This is a genomic window from Pseudomonas sp. NY15372, from assembly GCF_048068215.1.
In the GTDB taxonomy this organism is placed as follows: domain Bacteria; phylum Pseudomonadota; class Gammaproteobacteria; order Pseudomonadales; family Pseudomonadaceae; genus Aquipseudomonas; species Aquipseudomonas guariconensis_A.
Genome location: NZ_JBLUPY010000044.1, coordinates 25470 through 36121, shown reverse-complemented (window position 1 = coordinate 36121; position 10652 = coordinate 25470). Strand labels below are relative to the sequence as shown.

General features: G+C 64.6%; 11 protein-coding genes. 5 read left to right on the top strand and 6 right to left on the bottom strand.

Translation table 11 applies throughout. From position 1 onward, the window contains the following. Window positions 1–126: 126 nt before the first annotated feature. Together phoR and phoB are read right to left on the bottom strand one after the other, a co-directional pair. Window positions 127–1398, bottom strand: a complete 1272-nt coding sequence (gene phoR, locus ACNFG0_RS20695; protein WP_230381230.1) for a phosphate regulon sensor histidine kinase PhoR — start codon at window positions 1396–1398, stop codon at window positions 127–129. Window positions 1399–1479: 81 nt separating this feature from the next. Beyond that, a complete protein-coding gene (gene phoB, locus ACNFG0_RS20690; RefSeq protein WP_003253341.1) occupies window positions 1480–2169 on the bottom strand; it encodes a phosphate regulon transcriptional regulator PhoB in 690 nt (229 codons plus the stop codon). 170 nt (window positions 2170–2339) lie between these two features. Between phoB and ACNFG0_RS20685 the strand changes: the two genes are divergently transcribed. Then, entirely contained in the window at window positions 2340–2711 is a 372-nt protein-coding gene (locus ACNFG0_RS20685; RefSeq protein ID WP_196155897.1) for a hypothetical protein, read from the top strand. 123 nt (window positions 2712–2834) lie between these two features. On the opposite strand, the gene ubiA is transcribed toward ACNFG0_RS20685, so the two are convergent. After that, entirely contained in the window at window positions 2835–3725 is an 891-nt protein-coding gene (gene ubiA / locus ACNFG0_RS20680) for a 4-hydroxybenzoate octaprenyltransferase (protein ID WP_196155896.1), read from the bottom strand. Next, window positions 3725–4282, bottom strand: coding sequence for a chorismate--pyruvate lyase family protein (locus ACNFG0_RS20675; protein ID WP_416766192.1), 558 nt, complete (start codon window positions 4280–4282; stop codon window positions 3725–3727). Before ACNFG0_RS20675 ends, ubiA begins: the two co-directional genes overlap by 1 nt. A 119-nt stretch (window positions 4283–4401) precedes the next feature. On the opposite strand from ACNFG0_RS20675, the gene ACNFG0_RS20670 reads away from it, so the two are divergent. The 4 genes from ACNFG0_RS20670 (at window position 4402) to ACNFG0_RS20655 (ending at window position 6766) form a co-directional block, all read left to right on the top strand. Beyond that, on the top strand, window positions 4402–4569 hold the full coding sequence (locus ACNFG0_RS20670; RefSeq protein WP_011536423.1) for a rubredoxin: 168 nt from the start codon (window positions 4402–4404) through the stop codon (window positions 4567–4569). A 31-nt stretch (window positions 4570–4600) separates the two neighbouring features. Further along, on the top strand, window positions 4601–5749 hold the full coding sequence (locus tag ACNFG0_RS20665) for an NAD(P)/FAD-dependent oxidoreductase (RefSeq protein WP_196146534.1): 1149 nt from the start codon (window positions 4601–4603) through the stop codon (window positions 5747–5749). A 189-nt stretch (window positions 5750–5938) separates the two neighbouring features. Further along, window positions 5939–6238, top strand: a complete 300-nt coding sequence (locus tag ACNFG0_RS20660) for an HU family DNA-binding protein (protein WP_043209915.1) — start codon at window positions 5939–5941, stop codon at window positions 6236–6238. Window positions 6239–6391: 153 nt separating this feature from the next. Next, window positions 6392–6766 carry a helicase gene (locus tag ACNFG0_RS20655; protein ID WP_196155895.1) on the top strand — a complete coding sequence of 125 codons (375 nt, stop codon included), beginning with the start codon at window positions 6392–6394 and terminating at the stop codon, window positions 6764–6766. Between the two features lie 114 nt (window positions 6767–6880). Here the strand turns inward: ACNFG0_RS20655 and ACNFG0_RS20650 are convergent, their stop codons facing one another. Both ACNFG0_RS20650 and recG read right to left on the bottom strand, forming a co-directional pair. Continuing rightward, window positions 6881–8284 carry an aminoacyl-tRNA deacylase and HDOD domain-containing protein gene (locus tag ACNFG0_RS20650; protein WP_196146532.1) on the bottom strand — a complete coding sequence of 468 codons (1404 nt, stop codon included), beginning with the start codon at window positions 8282–8284 and terminating at the stop codon, window positions 6881–6883. A 287-nt stretch (window positions 8285–8571) separates the two neighbouring features. Then, on the bottom strand, window positions 8572–10650 hold the full coding sequence (gene recG, locus ACNFG0_RS20645) for an ATP-dependent DNA helicase RecG (RefSeq protein ID WP_196155894.1): 2079 nt from the start codon (window positions 10648–10650) through the stop codon (window positions 8572–8574). Window positions 10651–10652: the final 2 nt, after the last annotated feature.

Genomic DNA, 10652 nt, shown 5'->3' with positions numbered 1-10652 from the left:
ACCCAAGGGGGTGGGTTCTGGTTGGGCTGCTTTGCGGCCCAAGCGCCGGCCCCCCGCCACCCCCCGGGAGCCAACAACACTGGGGGGCGCGGGCTGGCCGGCGATTGGACTGCGAAGCAGCCCCGCTCACGTTTTACGGTTGGCCAGTTGCGCCGGCGCGAAATGACAGGTGAAGGTACTGCCATGCCCCGGCACGCTGCTGATCTCCAGGCGCGCACGATGGCGCAGCAGAACGTGCTTGACGATGGCCAGGCCCAGCCCGGTGCCGCCGGTGTTGGAGGCGCGGCTGGAGTCGACCCGGTAGAAGCGCTCGGTCAGGCGCGGCAGGTGCTTGGCATCGATGCCGATCCCCGAGTCCTGCACGGACAGGTGGGCGCCTTGGTCGTCGGCCCACCAGCGGACCCGTATGGTGCCTTCGTCCTGGGTGTACTTCACCGCGTTGAACACCAGGTTGGAAAAGGCACTGCGCAGTTCCGACTCGCTGCCCTTCAAACGTACGCCTGGCGCCGCGTCCAGCGTGATGCGCTGGTTGCGCGGGCCGGAGAGCGCCTGGGCATCGCTGGTGATCGACTGCAACAGGGTATCGACCGCAACCGGCTGGTTGTCCGAGGGGTAATCGGTGGCCTCGAGCTTGGCCAGCAGCAACAGGTCGTTGAGCAGCGTCTGCATGCGCGAGCCCTGCTGGCTCATCTGCTGCAATGCCCGGCTCCAGCGAGGGTTCACGTCCTCGACGTTGTCGAGCAAGGTTTCCAGGTAGCCGGTGATCACCGTCAACGGCGTGCGCAGTTCGTGGGAGACGTTGGCGACGAAGTCCTTGCGCATCTGTTCGAGCTGGTGGATACGGGTGACATCGCGCACCAGCATCAGGTGCTCGTTGTTGCCGTATCGGGTGATGTGCAGCTGCACGCGCAGGTGATCGTTGATCGGCGACGGGATTTCCAGTGGCTCGACGTAGTTTTCGGCCTCGAAGTATTCCTTGAAGCGCGGGTGGCGCACCAGGTTGGTGACCGGCTGGCCCCCGTCCTGCGGAGTCTTGAAGCCCAGCAAGGTCTCGGCGGCGCGGTTCCACCACTCAAGGTTGCCTTCGCTGTCGAGCATGATCACCGCATCGCGCAGGGCTGCGGTGGACTCCTGGACCCGGTCGATCACCGCCTGCAGACGCCCACGCACGCGCTGATCGCGGCGTTGCAGGTGGTAGATGCTGTCGAACACCTCGCCCCACAGGCCGTAGCCATCGGGCGGAGCTTCATCGGGTTGGTGGTTACGCAGCCAGTCGTGCAGGCGCAGCAGTTGCTTGAGGGTCCAGCCCAGGTAGAGCGCAAGGCCGATGGCCAGGCTCCACCCGTAGTAGCCGCTGACCAGCCCGCCGATCAGGCAGACGGTGATCAGCAGCAGCATGTGGCGAATCAGGGTCGCGTGCCAGTTCTGGTTCAATTGACGGTCCTTGTACAGCGGCTTGCGGCGTGGCTTCGGGCTGGATCAGCTCTTGGTCGAGAAGCGGTAGCCGGTGCCCCGGACGGTTTGTACCAGATTTTCGTAGGCTTCACCCAACGCCTTGCGCAGGCGACGGATGTGCACGTCGACCGTGCGTTCCTCGACATAGACATTGCCGCCCCAGACCTGGTCGAGCAGTTGGCCGCGGGTGTAGGCGCGTTCCTGGTGGGTCATGAAGAACTGCAGCAGGCGGTATTCGGTGGGGCCCATTTCGGCCGGCTTGCCGTCGATGGTCACACGGTGGCTGATCGGGTCGAGCAGCAGGCCGCCGACTTCGATCGGCGCTTCGCTGTCGCTCGGGCCGGTGCGGCGCAGCACGGCCTTGAGCCGGGCTACCAGCTCGCGTGGCGAGAATGGCTTGGTGATGTAGTCGTCGGCGCCGACTTCCAGGCCCTGGATCTTGTTGTCCTCTTCGCCTTTGGCGGTGAGCATGATGATCGGGATATCGCCGGTCAGCTCATCACGCTTCAGGCGCCGCGCCAGTTCGATGCCCGAGGTGCCGGGCAGCATCCAGTCGAGCAGGATCAGGTCCGGCTTGCGGTCGACGATGATGGCATGGGCCTGCTGGGAGTTTTCCGCTTCCAGGCAGTCATAGCCGGCCATTTCCAATGCAACGGCGATCATCTCGCGAATGGGCGCTTCGTCGTCGACGATCAGAATGTTTCTGCCAACCATGCTTGATACCTCTCCCGGGAACTGTGTCTGGCCCGCATTAGATAACGGAATTATTGCAGCTGTGTGACAGGACATTGGCGTTTATGGCGACATTCCATGACTGGACTAGGCTTGAAGGGGCCGCCGAGGCGGTGTTTCAGCCCCATTCCCCCGAAACGATGGTGATTCCAATGACACGACATACGCTGAGCTGGATGGCCCTTTTCGCTGCGCTGGCGCTACCGGGGGTGGCGTCGGCCCACCATGCGATGGAGAAGGATGGCATGTGGGTCGATCATGCCGGCATGACCCTCTACACGTTCGACAAGGACGCCGACGGCAAGTCCATGTGCAACGGCGAATGCGCCAAGAACTGGCCGCCGCTGCTGGTCAAGCCCGACGACGAAGCCGCCAAGGACAAATGGACCCAGGTCACCCGTGACGACGGGGCCAAGCAGTGGGCCTACGACGGCAAGCCGCTGTACACCTTCATCAAGGACAAGAAGGCCGGGGACAAGACCGGTGATGGTGTGAAGGACGTCTGGCATATCGCCAAGCCTTGAGGCTTTGGGCGCAATCGCCGGCAAGCCGGCTGCCACCGGTCCTGCGCTGCCTTCAATGATGCCGCCGTACCTGTGGGAGCCGGCATGCCAGCGATTGGGCTGCAGCGCAGCCCCCTACGATCTTCAGCGCAACGCGTAATCCAGCACCACGCCGATGAAGATCAGCATCCCTGCCCAGTGGTTATGCAGGAACGCCTTGAAGCACGACTCCCGGTCCAGCCTGCGCGTCGACCAGTACTCCCAGGCAAAGCACGCCGCTGCCGCCAGCAAGCCCAGGTGGAACCAGCCGCCCATGTCGAAATGGCTGCCAGCCAGCAGCAGGCAGCCCAGCGAGAGCATCTGCAGCGTCAGGATGATCGTCCGGTCGGCCTCGCCGAACAGGATCGCCGTGGATTTCACGCCGATCTTCAGGTCGTCGTCGCGGTCCACCATGGCGTAGTAGGTGTCGTAGCCCACGGTCCATAGCAGGTTGGCGATATACAGCAGCCAGGCACTGGCCGGCAGCTCGCCACCCGCGGCAGTGAAGGCCATGGGAATGCCCCAGGAATAAGCGGCGCCCAGCACTACCTGGGGGTAATAGGTGTAGCGCTTCATGAACGGGTAGCAGAACGCCAGGGCCACCGCGCCGAACGACAGCCACACGGTCCTGGCATTGGTGCACAGCACCAGCAGGAAGCTGACCCCGACCAGGATGGCGAACAGCATCAGTGCCTCGCGAGGCTTCACCCGGCCACTGGCCAGCGGCCGGTCGGCGGTGCGCTTGACGTGGCCGTCCACCTTGCGGTCGGCAAAATCGTTGATGCAGCAGCCGGCGGCGCGCATCAGTACCACGCCCAGGCCGAAGATCAGCACGTTGGCCAAGGTCGGCGAGCCGTTGCCGGCGATCCATACCGCCGACAGGGTCGGCCACAGCAGCAGATAGATGCCGATCGGGCGATCCATGCGGCTGAGCTGGATGAAGTCCCAGGCCCGAGGGTGCAGGCGGTTGAACGACTTGAGCAAATGCAGGTACATCAGCGGCTTTCCTCCTTGGCCACGCGCCACAGCTCTGGCAGGAACACCTCGGCCACCAGCACGTCGAGGTTGTCACGTTCGAAGCGCGAACGCCGCCCCCACAAACCATCGTCGGCCACCGCGGGCGGCAACCAACCCTGTGGATAACGGCAGACTTCGATAGGGTGGCGGACGAACGCCTGGTCGCAGAACAACAGCTCGCCCAACGAGCGGCTGCCCAGCGTCTCCAGGTCCAGGCCGCCCCGCTCCAGGGCGCTGCGGCCGGCCACGCTGCGGGCGAATACCCAAGGTTGGCCATGGCCACGCAGGTACACCTCGCGCACCCACCCTTCGGCGCCCGGCGCGAGGCCCAGTGCATGGCATTCGTCGGCACGCAGCGTCTGCCAGCCTTCGAACAGCGGGTCGACCGCGAAGTGGTCTTGGGACAGGTGGATCAGGCGGCGGGTCAGCGAGCCTTCATCGAACAGCCAGCCAAGAGTCGGCTGGTCGACATCGGTTGCCAGCCGTGAATACGGCAGCCACGCGACAGCGGCTGCTTGCGGGGATTCGTACGACACGTCGATATGCTTGTTACAGCCAGAGAGGCCGCGAGCTTAGCATGATTGCCCCGACTCCTTGCATAATGGCGGCCGCTCCTACGAATAGTCAGCCTATAGAAACGAGGAAAACCAACCCCATGAAAAAGTGGCAATGTATTGTCTGCGGCCTGATCTACGACGAAGCCGAGGGCTGGCCGGACGACGGCATCGCCCCGGGCACCCGTTGGGAAGATGTGCCGGAAGACTGGCTGTGCCCCGACTGCGGTGTCGGCAAGAGCGACTTCGAAATGATCGCCATCGGCTGATCGCAATCCATTGAACGAGAGGAAGCACGACATGACGTCCCCTGTGGTGATCATTGGTACCGGCCTTGCCGGCTACAACCTGGCCCGCGAGTTTCGCAAGCTCGACGCGCAGACGCCGCTGCTGCTGATCACCGCCGACGACGGTCGCTCCTACTCCAAGCCCATGCTCTCCACGGGCTTTGCCAAGCACAAGGATGCCGACGGCCTGTGCATGGCCGAACCGGGTGCGATGGCCGAGCAGCTCAAGGCCGAGATCCGCACGCATACCCGCATCAGCGGCATCGACCCGGGGCACAAGCGCTTGTGGATCGGCGAGGAAGCGGTCGAGTACCGCGACCTGGTCCTCGCCTGGGGCGCCCAGACCGTGCAGGTACCGATCGAAGGCGATGGCGGCGACCTGGTGTTTCCCATCAATGACCTGGAGGACTACGCGCGCTTTCGTGCCGCAGCGGCAGGCAAGCGCCGCGTGCTGATCCTCGGGGCTGGCCTGATCGGTTGCGAATTCGCCAACGACATGAGCCTGGGCGGCTACGAAATCGATGTGGTCGCGCCTTGCGAGCAGGTGATGCCGACCCTGTTGCATCCCGCCGCGGCCGGCGCCGTGCAGGCTGGCCTGGAGCGCTTGGGCGTGCGCTTTCATCTGGGGCCCGTATTGACCAAGCTGCAACGCGTCGGCGATGGCCTCGAGGCGCACTTGTCCGACGGCAGCGTGATCGCCTGCGACTTGGTGGTGTCGGCCATCGGCCTACGACCGCGTACCGACCTGGCTGCCGCCGCTGGCCTGCAGGTCAATCGCGGCGTGGTGGTGGACCGCCAGCTGCGTACCTCCCATGGCAATATCTTCGCCTTGGGCGACTGCGCCGAGGTCGATGGTATCAACCTGCTCTATGTCATGCCCTTGATGACCTGCGCGCGTGCCCTGGCCCAGACCCTGACCGGCAACCCCACGGCCGTGGCCTATGGGCCCATGCCGGTGACGGTGAAGACCCCGGCCTGCCCGCTGGTGGTTGCGCCGCCACCGCCGGGCCACGACGGTGTCTGGCATGTGGAGGGGCAGGGCGCCGACCTCAAGGTGCTCTGCCACGCTGGCGACGGGAAGCTGCTGGGTTATGCGCTGACCGGCACGGCGGTGATGGAGAAGCTGGCGCTGAATCGGCAGTTGCCACCCTTGATGGCGTAAATAGCGGGTGCTCTGTCGGGTATGGCCTGTCCTTGGCGCGACAATGGCCGTCCAGACACTGGCGCGCCTTCGGTGGGCGTGCCATCCTCACTCCCGTCTGCCGCAGATTAGAGCCTGCGGTGCCTTGAACGCTGCTTTACACGGCAGCACGGCAATAACAACAAGAAATTCCGTCCAAGAGGCTTCACTATGCGTAAACCAGAACTCGCCGCTGTTATCGCCGAAAAGGCCGATCTGACCAAGGAAAAGGCCAACCAGGTCTTGAATGCGATCCTCGACAGCATTACCGGTGCGCTGGACAAGGACACCGTCACCCTGGTCGGTTTCGGTACCTTTGAAAAACGTCATCGTGGTGCTCGTACCGGCAAGAATCCGCAAACCGGCCAACCGGTCAAGATCAAGGCCAGCAATACCGTCGCCTTCAAGCCTGGCAAGAACCTGCGCGACAGCGTCAACCAACCTGCCAAGCCAGCAAAGAAAGGCAAGTGATCGGGTTTCGATAACCCTGTTATCCAAACGGGCGCCCTGGGCGCCCGTTGTGCATTTTGGCGACGGAAAAAGCCGGAAACAGCAGAGTTGCATTTCACGTTCGATAAAAGGATAAACTGCGCGGCTCAGTCACTTTTTAGTCGAGGCGTGTCGATGAAGTTTCGCTTCCTGCTCTGGGCCATGGGGCTGCTGATGGCTCGGGCCAGCCGCAACAACCCGGCGTTTCAGCAACAATTGCGGGACAAGGACCTGGTCTTCCAGATGCAGACCCTCGATGGCAAGGTGGGCCGGCACTTCATCGTCAGTGGCGAGCGCATCAGCAGCAAGGGCGGCCTGCATCCCCAGCCGGCCTTCGCCATTGCCTTCAAGGATGCGGCCTACGGCTTCGCCACCCTGCAGGCCGGCAACAAGCAACTGGCCTTCATGCAGGGGATCCAAGACAAGAGCATCCAGATCAAGGGCAACCCGGCGCTGGTTATCTGGTTCCAGGGGCTGATGAAATACCTGAGGCCGAAGAAAAAAGCCTGATAGGGCGCCTGCGCGGGCCCAATCGCCGGCAAGCCCGGTGTTGCACCGCTCCCTGTAGGAGCCGGCTTGCCGGCGATTGGGCCGGAACAGGTAATACCGGCCTACCTGCGCAGCTCAATGCGGCGCATGGAACTGCGACGCCAGCTCGCGCAACAGCGTCTCGGCTTCCAGCACCTTGCTCACCGCCTCTTCCGCCTTCTCCCGGGTCAGGCTCAGGCGTTCGAGCAAGGCATCCGGAATCTCTTCCTGGGGCCCCGTGCCAATGCCACGGGCACGTAGCAAGCGTACTGCCAGGCATACCAGGTTGGGGAAGGCTGCATATTCACCGTCATAGCTCGGGTCGTGCTGGAAGCGCAGCGCGGTGGAGAGCTCTTCCGGCATGTCCCATAGCTTCATCAGCCAGGCACCGATCTGTTCGCGGCTGATGCCCAGCAGGTGCTGTTCCACGAAGGTGTGGCACAGGTGAGGGTTGACCTCAAGGTGCCGGCAGATCAGCGAAAAGTGCGGCGGGAAGACGTGGGCCAGCAACAGGTAGCCGAAGTTGTGCAGCAGGCCAGCCAGGTAGGTCAGGCCCGCCTCGGGGCGTTCGGCCCGTGGCATGGCGCGGGTCAGGCCTTCGATCACCGCGGCGGTGTAGATCGACTGTTGCCAGTATGGCGTGGCTTCCTGGGGATGGTCTTTGGGCAGGCTCAAGGTCTTACCCAGTGCCAGGCCCAGGGCCAGGTTGATCACCAGGTCGAAGCCCAGCACCCGGACGATGGCATCCTCCACCGAGCGGATCTTGCCCGGGGACGCGTAGTAGGGCGATGCGGCCCAGCTGACCACCTGGGCCGCCAGGGCCGGGTCGGTTTCCACCACACCGGTGATGTCGTCGATGCTGGCATTGGGATCGACGCGCAGCTTGATGATCTTCTGCGCTGTGTCGGCCAGCGGCGGGATCTCGATGGTCTGCTCCAGGCGTTGCTGGATACGGCGGGCGGTGAAGGCCTGGACGGCGCGGCTGATTTCCTTGGAGTCATCGTCGGGGCGGTCGAGGTTCGGGCGAATGTCCTCGATCTGTTCCCCGAAGTGGCCGGCGCTGGCCTTGGCCAGCATGCGCTTGAAGGCATCGCGTGGGATTTCGAGCAACAGGCCGCGCTCGCCGGACTGGATCAGCAGGTTGTCGGCCTGCAACAGGCTGGCTTCGTAGAGGCACGGGTAGCTGGTCAGCGCCGGGATCCCAGGTAAGGTCTTGAGGGCGTGCTTGTCGAGCATGTGCTTCAGACGCGCCAGCGGCACGGCCACCAGCTTGCGCCCGGTCAGCTCGGCCAGGCGGTTGAGGTCCAGCAGTTGGTTCTGCGGGAACAGCACCAACAGGGCGCCGACCTCGTCGTCTAGCAGAATCGCCTGGACACGTGCGTTGGCCGGCAGCCGCGCATGCTCGGGTACTTCGCGGTAGGGCACGCCAAGCTTGTCGAGCAAAAGCCGGATGACAGACGGTGCGTGTGGGGTTGCGGTGTCCAAGGCAACTTCAGTCATGGTCTGTGTCCACGGTTTTCTTTAAACGCGAAGTATAACCAGCCTGGACCGGAAGCTGGATCCATTCTGTGTCATCGGAAGAAATCATCCAGCCTGTGGGGCTGCGCTCCTACTGGGGCCTCGAAGGTTTCACATGATCCTGTAGGAGCGGCCTTGCGCCGCGAAAGGGCTGCAAGGCAGCCCCGAGATTTCTGGCAGGGCGAAGATCCCGGGGCCGCTTCGCGCCCTTTTCGCGGGGCAAGCCCGCTCCTCCAGGGAGGCGAGCAGAACAGATGGCCAGGGGGGGGTCACACCTGCCCGTACTGCTGGCCATGGCGCAACCAGCGATCGAGCAGTGGGCTGACGTGGTCCGGCCAGCGTGCCAGCAGCGCCTGGGCGGCATCGCGCACTGCCGGGAGCAGGTCGGCGTCGCGCATCAGGTCGGCCACCTTGAATTGCAGCAGGCCGGTCTGGCGGGTCCCCAGCATTTCCCCGGGACCGCGCAACTCCAGGTCTTTCTCGGCGATCACGAACCCATCGTTGGTTTCGCGCATGATGCCCAGCCGTTCGCGGCCGATCTGCGACAAAGGCGGGTGGTAGAGCAGCACGCAATGGCTGACGGCGCTACCCCGGCCCACTCGACCGCGCAGCTGGTGCAACTGGGCCAGGCCCAGGCGCTCGGGGTTCTCGATGATCATCAGGCTGGCGTTGGGCACGTCCACTCCCACCTCGATGACCGTGGTAGCGACCAGCAATTGGAGGTTGCCGGCCTTGAACTCGGCCATCACCGCAGCTTTCTCTGCCGGCTTCATACGCCCGTGGATCAAGCCCACACGCAGCTCGCCCAGGGCGCTGCCGAGCTCCTCAAAGGTGCTTTCGGCGGCCTGGCAGGTCAGCTCCTCGGACTCTTCGATCAAGGTACACACCCAGTACGCCTGGCGCCCCTCGGCGCAGGCGGCGCGCACCCGCTCGACCACCTCGAAGCGGCGGCTGTCGGCCACCAGCACGGTATTGACCGGGGTGCGGCCAGGCGGCAGTTCGTCGAGTACCGAGGTGTCCAAATCGGCGTAGGCGCTCATGGCCAGCGTGCGCGGAATCGGTGTGGCGGTCATGATCAGCTGATGCGGGCACAGCTGGCCGGCCACGCCTTTCTGACGCAGGGCCAGGCGTTGCTGCACGCCAAAACGGTGCTGTTCGTCGATGATCGCCAGGGCCAGGTGACGGAACTTCACTTCCTCCTGGAACAGGGCATGGGTGCCGACCACCATCGGTACGCCGCTGGCGATCTGCTCGAGGGCGCTGGCGCGGGCCTTGCCCTTGAGCTTGCCGGCCAGCCACGCCACTTCGATGCCCAGGGGCTCGAGCCAGCGCTTGAAGGTCAGGTAATGCTGCTCGGCAAGGATCTCGGTAGGCGCCATCAGCGCCACCTGATAGCCGGCCTCCAGGGCCTGGAGTGCGGCGAGGGCGGCGACCACGGTCTTGCCGGCGCCGACGTCGCCCTGGACCAGGCGCATCATCGGCTCATGCTGGCTGAGGTCGTAGGCGATCTCGTTGGCGACCCGTTGCTGGGCGCCGGTGGGGCTGAAGCCCAGGTTGGCCAGGTACTGCGCCGGCAGGCGGCTGGCCTTGGGCAACACCGGGGCGCGCAGGGTGCGCAGGCTTTCGCGCAGGCGTTGCTGGGAAAGCTGGTGGGTCAGCAACTCTTCGAAGGCCAGGCGGTGCTGGGCCCAGTGCTGGCCCTCGGCGAGTTCTTCCAAGTCGGCGTCGGCCGGAGGGTTGTGCAGGTAGCGGATGGCGTCGTCCAGCGGCGCCAGCTGGTAGTCCCGGGCCAGTTCCGCAGGCAGCCAGTCCGGCAGGCTACGGGGGCCGAGCATGGCCAGGCTCTGCTGGCAGAGCAGGCGCAGGCGTTGCTGGGTCAGGCCTTCGGTGGTGGGGTAGATCGGCGTCAGGGTCTGTTCCACCGGTGGTGCGGGTTCGCTGCCATTGAGCGCGCGGTATTCCGGGTGGTAGATCTCCAGCCCTGACGCACCGGGGCGGGCCTCGCCGTAGCAGCGCAGGTGGGTGCCACGCTTGAGGCCTTCCTTCTGGGCATTGCTGAAGTGGTAGAAGCGCAGGCTCAGCACGCCAGTACCGTCGCCCAGCCTCACCACCAGGCTGCGGCGCTTGCCCATGGTCACGTCGGCACCGCTGACCACGCCTTCGATCACCGCGTCCTGGCCTGGGCGCAAGGCACCGATGGGCACCACGCGGGTGCGGTCCTGGTAGCGCAGAGGCAGGTGGAACAGCAGGTCCTGAAGGTTCTCCAGGCCAACCTTGGCCAGTTTTTCGGCCATGGCATCGCCCACGCCCTTGAGGGCGGTGACCGGGACGTTCGACAGCTCGGTCATGG